Source organism: Dechloromonas hortensis (assembly GCF_009469765.1).
Taxonomy (GTDB): Bacteria; Pseudomonadota; Gammaproteobacteria; order Burkholderiales; family Rhodocyclaceae; genus Azonexus; species Azonexus hortensis.
In genome coordinates, this window is sequence record NZ_SSSQ01000004.1 from 25932 (window position 1) to 39908 (window position 13977).

The 13977-nt window shown below is 61.4% G+C and carries 12 protein-coding genes; 5 read left to right on the plus strand and 7 right to left on the minus strand.

Annotated elements, in window-relative coordinates:
• Window positions 1-58: 58 nt before the first annotated feature.
• Window positions 59-1669: a methyl-accepting chemotaxis protein gene (locus GH663_RS08345; RefSeq protein ID WP_153131191.1), complete on the minus strand. Its 1611-nt coding sequence runs from the start codon at window positions 1667-1669 to the stop codon at window positions 59-61.
• A 378-nt stretch (window positions 1670-2047) separates the two neighbouring features.
• Here GH663_RS08345 and GH663_RS08350 point away from each other — a divergent pair, with 378 nt between their 5' ends.
• Both GH663_RS08350 and GH663_RS08355 read left to right on the plus strand, forming a co-directional pair.
• The gene (locus GH663_RS08350) at window positions 2048-2470 is read left to right on the plus strand and encodes a hypothetical protein (protein ID WP_153131195.1); all 423 of its coding nucleotides are present in this window, start codon (window positions 2048-2050) and stop codon (window positions 2468-2470) included.
• A gap of 233 nt (window positions 2471-2703) precedes the next feature.
• Complete coding sequence (locus tag GH663_RS08355; protein WP_153131197.1) at window positions 2704-3261, plus strand: response regulator; 558 nt, start codon at window positions 2704-2706, stop codon at window positions 3259-3261.
• Between the two features lie 25 nt (window positions 3262-3286).
• On the opposite strand, the gene GH663_RS08360 is transcribed toward GH663_RS08355, so the two are convergent.
• Both GH663_RS08360 and GH663_RS08365 read right to left on the minus strand, forming a co-directional pair.
• Window positions 3287-3919, minus strand: coding sequence for a glutathione S-transferase family protein (locus GH663_RS08360; protein WP_153131200.1), 633 nt, complete (start codon window positions 3917-3919; stop codon window positions 3287-3289).
• A gap of 4 nt (window positions 3920-3923) precedes the next feature.
• A complete protein-coding gene (locus GH663_RS08365) occupies window positions 3924-4253 on the minus strand; it encodes a thiosulfate sulfurtransferase GlpE (RefSeq protein ID WP_153131202.1) in 330 nt (109 codons plus the stop codon).
• A 327-nt stretch (window positions 4254-4580) separates the two neighbouring features.
• On the opposite strand from GH663_RS08365, the gene pepA reads away from it, so the two are divergent.
• Entirely contained in the window at window positions 4581-5408 is an 828-nt protein-coding gene (pepA, locus tag GH663_RS08370; RefSeq protein ID WP_153131210.1) for a flocculation-associated PEP-CTERM protein PepA, read from the plus strand.
• Window position 5409: 1 nt separating this feature from the next.
• Here the strand turns inward: pepA and GH663_RS08375 are convergent, their stop codons facing one another.
• Window positions 5410-6363, minus strand: a complete 954-nt coding sequence (locus tag GH663_RS08375; protein ID WP_153131212.1) for a helix-turn-helix domain-containing protein — start codon at window positions 6361-6363, stop codon at window positions 5410-5412.
• 124 nt (window positions 6364-6487) lie between these two features.
• Here GH663_RS08375 and GH663_RS08380 point away from each other — a divergent pair, with 124 nt between their 5' ends.
• The gene (locus GH663_RS08380; protein WP_153131213.1) at window positions 6488-7006 is read left to right on the plus strand and encodes a cysteine hydrolase family protein; all 519 of its coding nucleotides are present in this window, start codon (window positions 6488-6490) and stop codon (window positions 7004-7006) included.
• Between the two features lie 78 nt (window positions 7007-7084).
• The gene (locus tag GH663_RS08385) at window positions 7085-7657 is read left to right on the plus strand and encodes a DUF1415 domain-containing protein (protein WP_153131215.1); all 573 of its coding nucleotides are present in this window, start codon (window positions 7085-7087) and stop codon (window positions 7655-7657) included.
• 84 nt (window positions 7658-7741) lie between these two features.
• On the opposite strand, the gene GH663_RS08390 is transcribed toward GH663_RS08385, so the two are convergent.
• The 3 genes from GH663_RS08390 to kdpD all read right to left on the minus strand — a co-directional run bounded on the left by GH663_RS08390 (window position 7742) and on the right by kdpD (window position 13977).
• Window positions 7742-10324, minus strand: coding sequence for a hybrid sensor histidine kinase/response regulator (locus GH663_RS08390; protein WP_153131216.1), 2583 nt, complete (start codon window positions 10322-10324; stop codon window positions 7742-7744).
• A 251-nt stretch (window positions 10325-10575) separates the two neighbouring features.
• Window positions 10576-11268, minus strand: a complete 693-nt coding sequence (gene kdpE / locus GH663_RS08395) for a two-component system response regulator KdpE (protein ID WP_153131217.1) — start codon at window positions 11266-11268, stop codon at window positions 10576-10578.
• Window positions 11269-13977: a two-component system sensor histidine kinase KdpD gene (kdpD, locus tag GH663_RS08400; RefSeq protein ID WP_153131218.1), complete on the minus strand. Its 2709-nt coding sequence runs from the start codon at window positions 13975-13977 to the stop codon at window positions 11269-11271. It lies immediately after the preceding gene.

Here is a 13977-nt window from a genome sequence, read left to right on the forward strand (position 1 = left end):
GTCCGCCCGCCGGTGGCCGGGAGAACGCCGCATGCCGCGACGCCCCGGCCGGAGACGGTCAAACGCGATACTGGCTGACGATATTCCGCATTTCCTGGGCCAGCTGGACCAGTTCATCGGAGGTATTGGACGTGGACTGCGCGGCGGCGCTGTTTTCCTCGGTCATCTGGGCGATTTTCTCGACCTGCTGGGCGATGTCGGTGCTGGCAACGCCCTGTTCGCGAATCGAACCGGTGATGTCGCTGACCATCTCAACGGTATCGCGCGAGCCGCTGCCGATTTCCTGCATCGCGCTGCTCGCCTGCTCGGCATAACCGACACCGGTCGTCACCGCCCCTTCCACCGTCTGGATGCTGAGCACTGCAGCCTGGGAACCGGCCACCATCTGCTGGATGGTAGCGGCGATTTCCTGCGTGGACTGGCCGGTGCGTTCGGCCAGCTTGCGCACTTCATCGGCCACCACGGCAAAACCACGGCCCTGTTCGCCGGCCCGCGCCGCCTCGATCGCGGCATTGAGCGCGAGCAGGTTGGTCTGGTCGGCAATTTCCTTGATCACGGCCACAATGCTGCTGATCTTTTCGCTTTGCAGTTCCAGTTCGGTCAGCTGGCCCGAAGCGTTCTTGACCGTCTGGGCAATGCCGTTGATCGATTGCACGGTATCGCCGATGATGCCCTCGCCCTTCTGCGCCAGCGCCCCGGCATTGGTGGACAGACGCCGGGTCTCTTCGGCGCGGTCGGCCACGTGATTGACGCTGACCGTCATTTCCTCGACCGAAGCGGCCATGCTGGACGCCGCTTCGCTCTGATAGCTGGAGGCGACGGACATTTCGCGGGCGGCGGTCGACACCTTCTGGGCCGCGGAATTGACCGACTCGGCGTGCTGGGAAATCTGGCGGAAGCTTTGCTGCAGGCGCTGCAGCAAACCGTTGAAGGCATGGGCCACCTTGGCCAGTTCGTCATTGCCGCTGACCTTGAGCCGGGACGTGAAGTCGAGTTCCTGTTCGACGCGCGAGAACATGCCGACCATAGTGTCGAGGGAGCCGGAAACATGGCGATAAATGATGAAGCCGATGGCGGCGACCAGCAAGCCGACCAGAATCACCGAGGCAATAACCATGTTACGGGCGCTCTCGTAAGTCGCGAAGGCTTCCTTCGCCCCCCGGTCGGCCAGCACCTGGTTGTATTTGACATGCTCGATCAGCGCCACATTGAGACCGTCGATGATCTCGCGGGCCTGACCCGTGATCTGCAGGCCCTCCTCGCGCTTGCCCTGGCGGGCCGCATTGAGAAACTTCTCGGCGAAAACGGCATATTGCTCGGCCAGGCGCTTGTCGGTGGCGAGCAGTTCCCTATCCTTGTCATCGCTGAGCAGCTTTTCGTAACTGGTCAGCGCGCCGCGCATTTCGACCAGGCGTTCATTGAAGCGCTTTTCCAGGGCAGCCAGCTTCTCGGCATCGGTTTCGATCAGCATGCTGAGCAAGGGCGGCCGCGCTCGGAGAAATGCCACCTGTGCGTTCTGCAAGGTGCTGATGCTGGGCAGCAGCACCTCGTTGGTCTCGCGCACCCCCTGATTGATGGTCACGATCTGATAAAGACTGAAACCGCCGACGCCGACCAGGCCGGCAATGGCCAGGCCGATCAACAAAATGATACGTGTAGCAATAGTCATAAAATCACCAACTCTCCAAGAATGAATCTAGTTTGATTTATGTCAACAGCGGCCGATGATAGCCCGTCCGGGTGCGCCTGACCAGCCTGAACACATAGCGCAAATAAATAAATAAATACTTACATAACAATGAACTACGAATTGAAATAATCCCGCACATTGCATCAGGATATTACCGACCGGCCATCAACGGTGAAGAAAGAACCATCGATTTAGACCATAACATTTTGTTAAATTTGAACAATTAGCTAAACATCCGACGAGCTTCAGGGCAACTCCCAGCCCAGCCCAATGCCAGGCAGTACCGGCCAGTACATCAATCAATGCTAATATATAAAGCTATTTGCGGGCTGATGCAGTCCGAACTGCCGGAGCCGCATGGTGAAAAAATCTTACTGGATCGTCCTTGTGCTGGTTTTCCTGGTCGGGCTGGACTGGTATATCCGCGCGCCGGATGCCCGTTCCCGGCAATTGAGCAGCGCCATCGAAGCGCAGGCCAGCCAGGAACTGAAGGACTATCCCTACCAGTTCAAGGTACTCAAGGTCAGCGGCGACACCGCCTATCTGAGCACGCCACGCAGTTTCGAGGTACCGGCCTTCCGGGCGCTGGCCGCCCTGTTCCCCGACATCGACACCAAGGACGCCAACAACCCGGCCTTTATCGCGGCCGAACAACGGCTCGGCCGGGTCCAGGCCGAAGCCCACGCCATCGTCCTCGCCCAACCCGGCGTCAAGGAGGTCGCCTGGGAACTCGACCGCGAGTGGCTGAAACGCCATTTCATCGAAGTCCCCGCCAAATAGCCTGACCGCCCGATTGCTGCGGTGCACTGCCCGGGCAGCGCAAAATTTGCGCTCGGCCTGGGCTCCGGGTTTAATACCGCCCGACTCGCAGCGAAGAAATATTTGCCGAGGCCAGCGCAATCCTTAGTGCAAATGCAAAATGCATCATAAAATGGCGCACTATAGTTTTCCGTGCAGCGCAGCAATCCCGATTGCCGCTGCGGCCGGAACTGCATCGGACGAATCAAGGGACAATGTTGGGACTACTCGAAAAACTCAAGGCGCTGTTCAGACGCAAGGATGCCTTGGCCTTTCCGGAAACGATTGCCCCGGAAGAGAGCTCGGCCGAGCGCCGCCAGCGTACCCGTCTCAACGCCCGTGAAGGGACGCGGGTCCTGATCATCGACGATTCGAAAACCATTCTGGCCGTCCTCAAGAAGTTCCTGCGCTCGGCCGGTTACGAAACCATCGAAGCGCTGGATGCCGAAAGCGGCCTCGAACTGATGCGCCAGCATCGTCCGCAACTGGTCTTTCTCGACATCATGCTGCCCGGCATGAACGGCTTTGCCGCCCTTCGCCAGATTCGCCGCGACCAGCAACTGCGCGATACGCCGGTGATCATGATGAGCGGCAACGAACAGGCGATGGAAAAGTTTTTCGGCACCCGGATCGGCGCGGACGACTTCATGAAAAAACCCTTCTCGCGCTATGAAGTATTTTTCCGGATCGAGCGCCTGCTCGACGAAAACCTGATTCCGAAACGCCTGCCGCCGCCTTCCGCCCTCGGCCCCGCCTCGCGGCCGGCCCCCTGACCGGCACCGGCGCAACTCCGCGCCGCTAGCGCAAGACCGAGGCGTAGCCCTCTTCCGCCAGCACCTGGCGCACCGCCGGCCGGGTCAGCAGCCGGCGATAGTGGGCCAGACAGTTTTCCGGCAATGCAATGCCGATCCGCTCGGCCCAGAACTCGACGTAGAACAGCGCCGCATCGGCAATGCCGAACTGCGCGTCCACATATTCCCGCCCGGCCAGCTCGCGATCGACGATGGCAAAGCCCTGGTCGATGATCTGCCGGCCCTGCGCCTGGACCGAGGCATGGTCGCCACTGCTCGGCGCAAAGCGCTCGGTGGTAAAGATGCGGGCAAAGCCCTGCGTATGTAGGGTATGTACGGCGTAGTTCATCAAACCGAGGGCGCGCACCTCACCCGCCACCGTCGCCGGCAGCAACTGGCGCTTCGGGTAGCTGCGGGCCAGCCACCAGGCGATGGCCGAAAACTCGGTCAGGGCGGTGCCATCGTCGAGCACCAGCGCAGGAATGCTGCCCTTCGGGTTGATCGCCAGATAGTCGGGTTTGTACTGGTCACCGGCCAGCAGGTTGACGATATGGGCCTCGAAGACCAGGCCGCATTCCTCGAGCAGGATATGGATGCCCGTCGAGCACGAGCCGGGCGTCATGTAGAACTTCTTGCTCATCGCTTCAGGCCGCCGCCATTACAGCGGCCAGCGCCTCGTAGCCGCCGTCGACGCTGAACACCCGGCGGAAACGGAAATCGATGAACATCTGGGCAAAGGTCTGGCTGGCGTTGCCGTGGTAGCAGTAGATGATCACCGGCTGCTCCTTGGCCAGCCGGCGAAACCAGCCCGGCAGCCGGTCCTCGGCGAGGTGAGCGGCGCCGGGCAGATGCCCGCGCTGATAGCTGGCAGCATCGCGCACGTCGAACACGGCGGCGTCCGCTTCGACAGCAATCAAGGCTAGGGCCTGGGCAGCCGGAATGCGTTGGTAAGTGGTTGGTTCGGCAAGGCTCATGACTATTGGCGAAAATTGGTGACGACGAGCCAGTCGACGCAAGAGCAATGCCAAGCTGCAAGCCCGGCCAGACCCCGGGGCAGTCAGCCGTTTGCCGGCAAGCGGCGGGTGTCAGTTGTTGCTTTTACGACAACTCGGCGTCGTGGACGACGCGATAGCAAGCCGCCAACAAAAATGACATCGTCACGCACAGACGGCAGCCGTATAATCGTTTGGCATTTTTTTCCTCTTTATCGCAACCACTCCGGAAGCGCCGCACCGTGTCTTGCCGACTGCAATGCCGGCGCCCACGACGCCCCGCCGCCGGCGATCCCTTCCTAGGAAATCATGACCACTCCCCGCTCCGCAAAGCGCCTCACCCAACTGCTCTGTGCCCTGACCCTCGGCCTTGCCAGCCAGTTCGCCCAGGCCGCGACCGAATGGCAGCTCAACCCGGGTGGTACCGGCCTGGCCGGTGCCACCCGGCTTTCTGAGCTCGATGTCGGCGGCGTCGGCTACGTGCAGATTCTGCCGAGCAGCACCGATCCGACCGGCTTCAACTTCATCGAGCATGGCGCCTACCAGGCGCTGCAGTCCGACAAGAGCACACCCTTCGGCACGCAGGATCTGACCATTACCTACACCGTGACGGGTAGCGGTAGCCTGCTCAATCCGTTCGCGCTGAGTTTCACCTCGGGCAGCATCAATCTCTACGCCGACCGCAATTTCGATTTCGCCAGCGCAGCCGGCAGCTATGGCGCCGACAACGGCACCCACATCGCCAGCTTCAGTGTTTTCGGCGGCGGCCTCAACGCCAACGGCATGGTCAGCATTCAGGCCAATGCCGTCGCCGGCAGCGTGCTGGCCGGCTACCTGTTTGCCGCCGACGGCAGCGACCTCGCCAACCGCAACAACGTGCAGATGAACCTCGGCGTCTTCAACCAGCCAACGACCCCGGACAGCCTGCTGGTCGCCGAGGTGGTCTGCGGCATGGCAGGCTCGACAGGTGCCGGCTGCAACGGCACCCCCTTCGTCAACACGCCGTTCGCCTACACGGTCAAGGATGGCGGCTACGCGACGATCTCCGCCGTACCGGAGCCGGAAACGGTGAGCATGCTGCTGGCCGGTCTCGGCCTGATTTCCGTCGTCGCCCGCCGGCGTCGGGCGGCGGTGTAAATCAGTTTCCCCTGAAGGTTTGCCGCCAGGCTTGCGGCGAGACACCGAAGGCCTGGCGGAAATGATGGCGCAGCGAAACCGGCGAACCAAAGCCGGCGAGCAGCGCGATCTGTTCAACCGGCTGTTCGCTGCTTTCGAGCAGGCGCTGGCAATGTGCCAGGCGCTCGCCGAGCAGCCAATGGCCGACCGTACTGCCGGTCAGCGCCCGGAAATGGCGGGTAAAACTACGCCGGCTCATCAGCGAGCGGGCGGCCAGGCTATCCAGCGTATGCGGCACTTGCAGATTGGCCCGGACCCAGTCGAGCAGGCCGGCCAGCCGTGAATCGTGCGCCGTGGCCGGCAAGGGCTGTTCGATGAACTGGGCCTGTCCACCCTGCCGGTGCGGTGGCACGACCAGGCGGCGGGCGACGCGGTTGGCGCTTTCGGCGCCGAGCTGCTGGCGCAGCATGTGCAGGCAACAGTCGATGCCGGCGGCGGTGCCGGCCGAAGTGAGAAGATTGCCGTCATCGACATAAAGCACGTCGGGATCGAGGTCGACCGCCGGATAGCGTTGTGAAAAATCGCCGGCATACGCCCAGTGCGTCGTCGCCTTTCGCCCGGCCAACAGCCCGGCCTCGGCCAGCACATAGGCGCCGAGGCAGAGGCCGACGAGGCGGGCACCGCGCCGATCGGCCGCGATCAGCGCGTCGAGTAGCGCGGGCGGCGGCCGTTCGGCCGGGTCGCGCCAGCTCGGCACGATGATGGTATCGGCCTCGGCCAGGGCCTCCAGGCCATGCTCGATGGCCAGGCTGAAGCCGGCCGTCGTCCGTAGCGGCCCGCTCTCCACCGCGCAGACTCGTAGCTGGTAAGCGCCGCCCCCAGCCGGCTGGGCATCGCCGAAGACCACGCAGGGCACGGCCAGATGAAACGGGCTGATGCGGTCGAAGGCGACCACGGCGATCAGATGTTGCGACATTTTTCGGCACCGGAGAGCTTGCTTGCAGTTGGCCCGATCTTAGCGCTTTTTGTCATTCGAGCCACTCACCTGTTCCCGGGCAATGGCCAATAATCGCTGCACATTCACTGAACGGAGATCAACCATGTTGCCAGCCAGCCAACGCGCCCTGCTCGTCATCGACCTGCAGAACGACTATTTTCCCGGCGGCAAATTCCCGCTATGGAACAGCGAAGCGACGCTGGCCAAGGTCGAACAGGCGATCGCCCGGGCCCACAGCGTCGGCATGCCGGTTATCCTGGTCCAGCACATTGCCGATGCCGGCGCCCCCTTTTTCGAGGCCGGCAGCAGCGGCGCCGAGATTCACCCGGCCATTCGCGCCGCCGCCCCCGACGCCCCGATTGTCGTCAAGGCCTTTGCCGACAGTTTTCACCAGACGACACTGCAAGAAACGCTGGCCCAACTGGGCGTTGGCGAATTACTGGTCTGCGGCATGATGACGCAGAACTGCGTCACCCATACGGCGATCTCGCGCGCCGCCGACGCTTACCAGGTCAGCCTCGTCGCCGACTGCTGCACGACGGTCAGCGAGATGCTGCATCTGATTGCGCTGAAGGCGGTCTCCACCCGGCTCAAGGTGGCGCCAGCCGACAGCCTGTTCTAGTTGCTGCCGTTGGCTGACCCGGGAGGCGTTAGAATGCCTCCCCGCTCAGCCCTCCATCGCCTTCCGGGGCGCGCCGCCATGACCCAGGTTCTCACCCCCTACACCGATGCCGCCGCCAGCGACGACATCCTGAACAACACCAAGGTCTGGCTCGAACGCGCCGTCATCGGCCTCAACCTGTGCCCGTTCGCGAAGAGCGTCTTCGTCAAGAAGCAGGTCCGCTACGCGTTGACCGCAGCGACGACGGCCGATCAACTGCTCGCCGAACTGGAGCACGAACTGACCCTGCTCGCCGAAACCGACCCGGCCGAACTGGACACCACGCTGCTCATCCATCCGCAGGCGATGACCGACTTTCTCGACTATCACTTCTTTCTCGGCGAAGTCGAGGCGCTGCTGCGCAACCTGGAGTTCGACGGCATTTTCCAGATCGCCAGCCTGCATCCGCAATACGAATTCGCCGGCAGCGCGCCGGACGATATCGCCAATTTCACCAACCGCTCGCCCTACCCGACCCTGCACCTGCTGCGCGAAAGCAGTATCGACCGCGCCGTCGCCGCCTTTCCCGATGCGGCGGACATCTTCGAGCGCAATATCGAAACCATGGAAGGCCTCGGCCACGCAGGCTGGAAAAAACTCTGGCTGGTTTGAGGGTTCCCTCGGAGGAGGCATTTTTGCCTTGCCGGGCCGGTCGACCGCAGCAATCGGAATTTTCTGGCGGGAGACTGGCGAAACCTAGTCCGCCGCCTTTTCCGGCCGGACCGTCCGGCTTGAGGTGAGCGACAGCCATTTGAGCAGGGTCGCATAGAGCGCCTCAGGATCAACCGGCTTGGCGATGAAATCGTTCATCCCCGCTTGCTGACAGGCGGCGCGGTCATCATCGAAGGCATTGGCGGTCATGGCCAGAACCGGCTTGGTTTCCCAGCCCGGCAGGCGGCGAATGATACGGCAGGCTTCCAGCCCCCCCATGTTCGGCATCTGCATATCCATCAGGATCAGATCAAAATCGCCGGAGCGCGCCTTCTCGATTGCCACCAGGCCATCCTCGGCCGTCTCGACATGCATGCCGACGCCATGCAGCAACTCCAAGGCAACCTCGACGTTGATCTCGTTATCCTCGACCAGCAGCAAACGCGCACCGACATGCTCGCGCCGTAGCGCTCGATCGGCGCCCTCCTGCAAACGATCTTCCCGATGCATGACGCCATGACCACGCTGGAGCCAGGCGGTGAACCAGAACACGCTGCCCTGCCCGGGCAGGCTCTCCGCCCCCGCATTGCCGCCCATCAGAAGCGCCAGGCGCTTGGTAATGGCCAAGCCGAGGCCTGTCCCGCCAAAGCGGCGGGTCGTGCTGACGTCGGCCTGTTCAAAATCCTGGAACAACCTCGACAGCTTTTCGGCCGGAATGCCGATCCCCGTATCCCGCACCTCAAAGCGCACCAGTAATTTGCCATCCCGCTCTTCGAGCAGCTCTGCCCGTATCGTGATGGTGCCGTCTTCCGTGAACTTGACCGCGTTGCCGGCAAAGTTGAGCAGCCCCTGGCGAACCCGGGTCAGGTCGCCGCGCAACCACAACGGCACATGATCGCCGTCGATTTCAATCTTCACGCCCTTGTCGCGCGCCGAATCGGCAATCAGCGACTGAACATGGTCAAGCACCTGCTCGAGCGCAAAATCCTTGTCTTCCAGCGTGAATTTTCCGGCTTCGATCTTCGACAGATCGAGAATGTCATTGATGATCGACAACAGGTGCTTGCCTGATGCATCGATCTTTTCCAGACGCTCGGCTTGCTCAACCGTCGGTCGATCTTTGCGCAGCAGATGGGTCAAGCCGATGATGGCATTCATCGGCGTGCGTATTTCATGCGACATGTTGGCGAGAAAGGCGCTCTTGGCCAGGTTCGCATCCTCGGCACGCTTCTGCGCCTCGGCCAGTTGTGCCGTGCGTTCGCTCACCTGTCGTTCGAGTCCGGCATGGTAATCGGCCAGTTCGGCTTGCAATCGTTTGCGCTCGGTGATGTCCTCGATCACCGAAATGAAGTAATCCGGCGTGCCATCGCTCTTCCAGGCCAGCGCGACGGTAAGATCGATCCATACGATCGAACCATCCTTGCGAAAATAGCGCTTCTCCAGCGAGTAGTGCTCGATCTCGCGGGCGAGCATCATTTGCAACTGCCGGAGATCGGTGTTGAGGTCATCCGGATGCGTGACGTCCTGAAAGGTTTTCTTCAGCAGTTCGTCTTCGCTATAACCAACGATGGCACACAGCTTGTGATTAACGCGCAACCAGCGACCATCGGGTGCGACCAGCGCGATCCCCACCGCCGCCAGCTCGAATGTAGCGGCGAAGAGGTGTTCGCTCTCGATTCTGGCGTTCGTCGACGCTTCAAGCTGGTCTTGCGCCGCCGCGATTTCGGCAATTTCCGGTATGGGCATCGGTTGACCGGCGGGCCCCGTCAAAGCCATCAGCTGTCGGCCCAGCCGACGGGCAAAGAAGGTTCCTCCCACCAGGCCAAGCAGAACACTGAGGCTGATTCCAGCCAGAAGGAAGGCCCCAGTCTCGATCATGTGCTTGCGCTGCAAGTCGCGCGGCGTTTCCAGCACGATCGACCATGGCGCCAGCTCCAGCTTGGCGGTGAATCGCCCATCCGGAGCGACATCTTCCTCCGACTTGAATCCCGCTGGAGAACGGCGGGCAATATCGGCCCCCGTACCATCGACCAGGGCCAGCGACCAGCCCGCCGGCAGCGCGACACGATCAAGACGTTGCCTGAATTGATCGATATCGATCGTCGTCAGCATCAGATGAGTAGCCTTGCCATCGCGCAGCACCGGTACCGCGATGGCAACCAAAGGAACATTGGCAACCGGCCCGACGACAATATCGCCGACTTGCGGGCGCCCTGTCTCGAGCGCCAGCGGTGCTGCTGTCTTACCCTTGGCGACCGGCAGCCTGGGCAGCGGAGCACCGAACGGCCAACGAGTGTTGAAAAGCATCTGCCGATCGGCATCGGAAAAAATGACATGGCTCTCGAAACCATCGAGATACCCCTTCGCCTCACGGTATAGCTCCGGCCAGCGCTGAGGATCATCCACCATGCCGGAAACGGCCAGCATGTGCAGCCCTTTGATCCGGGCCCGCAGATTCTGATCGATCGCCGTCGCCACATTCTGCGCCCGATCCTTCGCCTCGCGCGCACGCTCCTTGTCCAGCGTATGGATATGGTCGAATGCCAGCCACACCGCAAACAGCACCACCGGCGCCATGCTGAGCCAGATCAAGCGCGCAAGAAAGACGGATAACGGGCGCTGCTTCACGGTTCGATTGATTTTATCTATTTGATTTGGGCAAGGTCAGATTGAGCCCCCGGAAACACAGGGTATCCATTTCGCAAGTTTTGTCGATACTACAAAAGCACGACCTACAACCAAGAGAGTACCCATTTGGCAAATTGGTTCAACAATACAAACGCATAAAAAACTCGAACTCAAGGCTGTCAATCCTTCAGTAGCCCGACCACGGCAAGGCTGACCTGCAAGACAAGCAAAATGCCGGGTACTGGATTCTTCTAGCTCACAAAGCGGTAGCCAACACCCGACTCGGTCAGAATGAACTTAGGCCGTGTCGGATCCTCCTCGATTTTTTTCCGGAGATGCCCCATATAAACGCGAACATAGTGACTGTCCTCGATATGGGAAGGCCCCCAGACGGCCTTCAATAGCTGGCGATGGGTCAGGACTGAATCGGGATTGGCGATCAGGTAGGCGAGCAGCCTGAATTCGATCGGGGTCAGGTGCACCGTTTGGCCGTCCTTTTCGACAATACGTTTCCCGAGGTCGATGCGGACATTGCCGAACTCGAATACCGCCGCGCCACTCGCCCCCGAGCGGAAACGTCTTCTCAGGTGCGCCCGGACGCGGGCCAGCAGTTCGGCAGCGCCAAACGGCTTGATCAGGTAATCATCGGCGCCGGCATCGAGCGCCGCCACCTTGTCGGCTTCGGCCGTCCGGGCGGAAAGCACGATGATGGGTATTTCCGACCAGGTCCGCATGTCACGGATCAACTCGATCCCGTCGCCATCCGGCAAGCCGAGATCAAGCACCACCAGGTCGGGCTGCCGGGTACCAATCTCGATCAGACCGCGCGCCACCGAGTCCGCCTCGAAGACCTCCAGTTGTTCCGCCTCCAGGGCCAGTTTGATGAAGCGGCGTATTTTGGCTTCATCTTCAACGACGATTACCGTGGGTGTGGCGGTAGACATTCAATGAACCTCCTCGTCCTCGGCAACATCCTCGGCATCGAGCAGTGGCGGGTTGCCCCTGGGCACTGTAAAGATGAAGCGTGCGCCACCCTGAGGCCGATTCTCGGCATGAATTTCTCCACCATGAGCTTCGACAATGGCCCGACAAATGGCCAGGCCCAGTCCAACCCCTCGGGTGGCGCCTTCCGGCTGCCCACGTTCGAATTTCTTGAAAATGACCTCCTCCTTTCCTTCGGGCAATCCTGGGCCGTTATCGTCGACCCAGACCTCGATGACCCGCTCCCGCACATTGGCGCCAATTTCGACGGAGCTCCCCGGCGGCGTGTATTTAACAGTGTTTTCCAACAGGTTGTAGATCACCCGCTCCATCAGGACGGAATCGATATTGATCAGCGGCAGGTTGTCATCGAGCGAAACCTTGATCTTGTGCTCGGCAAAGGCCCGCTCCAGCACTTTCAGGGCGCTGACGACCACTTCCTCCAACGGCTGCCATTGCAGGTTCAACTCCACCCGCCCCGACTGTAGCCGGGCCATGTCGAGCAGGTTGTTAACCTGGCCGCTGACGCGCAGCGCCTCTTCCTTCAAGGAGCGGGCGATCTCGGCTTGCTGTCCGGTAGGTGGTGGCTGAGTCAGGAACATGGAGTCGGCCAGACCAACCAGAACACTCATCGGCGTGCGCAAGTCATGAGAAATGGCCGACAGCACCGAATTACGCAGGCGCTCCGATTCCATTTGCACGGTCGTATTCTGGGCGACTTCGACGTAATGCACACGCTCCAGCGCAATGGCGATCAGCGAGGCAAAGGTATCGAGCAATCGCCGTTGCTCGGGGATCAGCAGGCGGTCCGTATCGCGCACTTCGAGTGCCAGTACGCCACGCTGACGCATCGGTGCCTTCAGCGGCAAATACAGGATCGGGCTGGCAGCCAGCGTATTCGTGCCCTGCCCGGCCGCTTCGGCGTGATCGAAAGCCCACTGGGCGATGCCCATGTCCACGGCAGGCAGGCCATTGGCGGAGGGAAGCGCGGGCTGCAGGCGGTCGTTATCATCAGTCAGCAGGAAAGCAGCCTTGGCCCCCAGTTCGGCAACGATGAAGCGCTCGCCGATTTCGGCAATCTGCTCGGGCATCAGCGCCGCCGAAAGATCCCGTGACATTTCATAGAGGGAACGGACGCGCTGCTCCCGCCTTGTCGCTACCTTGGCCTGGTATTTCGAACCGGCGGTCAGTTGGCCGGTGATCAGGCCAACCACGAGCATGACGGCAAAGGTCATCAGGTACTGGACATCGGTGACCGCAAAGGAAAAGCGGGGCGGGACGTAGAAAAAATCAAAAATGGCGACTGACAGGAACGAAGCCAGGACTCCCGGGCCGCGCCCGTAGCGCATGCTGACCAGCACCACCGCCAGCAGAAAGACCATGACGATGTTCGGCAGGTCGACAATCGGGAACAGCATGGCAGCGGCGAGCCCGGCCAGCGCACAGCCCGCTGCCGCCTTGGCGTAGGCTGGCCACTGGTCGAAAATGCTGTCGCCGACTCGCTCCCGGACAGCTTTTCCAGGATCACGGTCGGTATCGGCGCGGGCCACCTGAAGGATGTCGAGGTCAGGCGCGCGCTGGCCGACTCGGTCGGCAAAGGAACGATACCAGGGGCGCCAGGGACGCGGGTGATCCCGACCGACGAAGATTTTCGACAGGTTGTGATCGCGGGCGTATTTGACCACCAGTTCTTCGGCGGCGCTGCCCGACAGTGTCGCCGTCTGGGCGCCCAGTTCCTCGGCCAACTTGAGGTTACGCAGGATACGATGGCGGCTCTCCTCGGAGAGGTGCTGCAAGGCGGGGGTTTCGATATAGATGGCATGCCACGGGGCCTCCAGCCGGCCTGCCACGCGGGCGGCTGTGCGAACGACCTTTTCGGCCGCCACACTGGTACCGATGCAAGCAAGCAAGGAATCCCTGGTCTGCCAGACGGGCGAGACAGACTGATCGCGCCGGTATTGCAACATCTGCTCATCGACCCGGTCGGCCGTACGACGCAGCGCCAGTTCGCGCAGGGCAATCAGGTTACCCTTGCGGAAAAAATTGCGGATTGCCCGCTCGGCCTGATGGGCCAGATAAACCTTGCCAGCCTTCAGACGTTGCAGAAGTTCATCGGGCGGCAGGTCCACCAGCACGACCTCGTCAGCAGCGTCGAATACCTTGTCCGGCACCGTTTCCCAGACGCGGATGCCGGTAATGCCGCTGACAACGTCATTCAAGCTTTCCAGGTGCTGGACGTTTACCGTCGAATAGACATCGATGCCGGCCGCCAGCAACTCCTCGATGTCCTGCCAGCGCTTGGGATGGCGCGAGCCAGCGACGTTCGAATGGGCCAGTTCATCCATCAGGATCAGCGCCGGCTTGCGGGTCAGTGCCGTATCAAGGTCAAACTCCCGGAGGATGCGGTCACGATAGGGAATATCCCGCAAGGGCAGATGTTCGAGGCCATCAGCCATGACTTCCGTTTCCATCCGGCCATGGGTTTCGACGACGCCAATCACCACATCCACGCCTTGCAGCAATTGCAGTCGTGCCGCACCGAGCATGGCGTAGGTTTTACCGACGCCGGCCGAGGCGCCGAAAAATATTTTCAGCTTGCCGCGTTTGGCCCGGACCTCCGCCTCATTCAGGCGACTCAACAGTTGATCGGGGTCGGGTCTTTGGTCTGACAT

Bases quoted from the DNA above. Each gene is read 5' to 3' on its own strand.
- kdpE (WP_153131217.1), bottom strand. From the start codon at position 11,268: ATGTCTACCGCCACACCCACGGTAATCGTCGTTGAAGATGAAGCCAAA.
- GH663_RS08350 (WP_153131195.1), top strand. From the start codon at position 2,048: ATGGTGAAAAAATCTTACTGGATCGTCCTTGTGCTGGTTTTCCTGGTC.
- kdpD (WP_153131218.1), bottom strand. From the start codon at position 13,977: ATGTCAGACCAAAGACCCGACCCCGATCAACTGTTGAGTCGCCTGAAT.
- GH663_RS08355 (WP_153131197.1), top strand. From the start codon at position 2,704: ATGTTGGGACTACTCGAAAAACTCAAGGCGCTGTTCAGACGCAAGGAT.
- GH663_RS08385 (WP_153131215.1), top strand. From the start codon at position 7,085: ATGACCCAGGTTCTCACCCCCTACACCGATGCCGCCGCCAGCGACGAC.
- GH663_RS08345 (WP_153131191.1), bottom strand. From the start codon at position 1,669: ATGACTATTGCTACACGTATCATTTTGTTGATCGGCCTGGCCATTGCC.
- pepA (WP_153131210.1), top strand. From the start codon at position 4,581: ATGACCACTCCCCGCTCCGCAAAGCGCCTCACCCAACTGCTCTGTGCC.
- GH663_RS08360 (WP_153131200.1), bottom strand. From the start codon at position 3,919: ATGAGCAAGAAGTTCTACATGACGCCCGGCTCGTGCTCGACGGGCATC.
- GH663_RS08375 (WP_153131212.1), bottom strand. From the start codon at position 6,363: ATGTCGCAACATCTGATCGCCGTGGTCGCCTTCGACCGCATCAGCCCG.
- GH663_RS08380 (WP_153131213.1), top strand. From the start codon at position 6,488: ATGTTGCCAGCCAGCCAACGCGCCCTGCTCGTCATCGACCTGCAGAAC.
- GH663_RS08365 (WP_153131202.1), bottom strand. From the start codon at position 4,253: ATGAGCCTTGCCGAACCAACCACTTACCAACGCATTCCGGCTGCCCAG.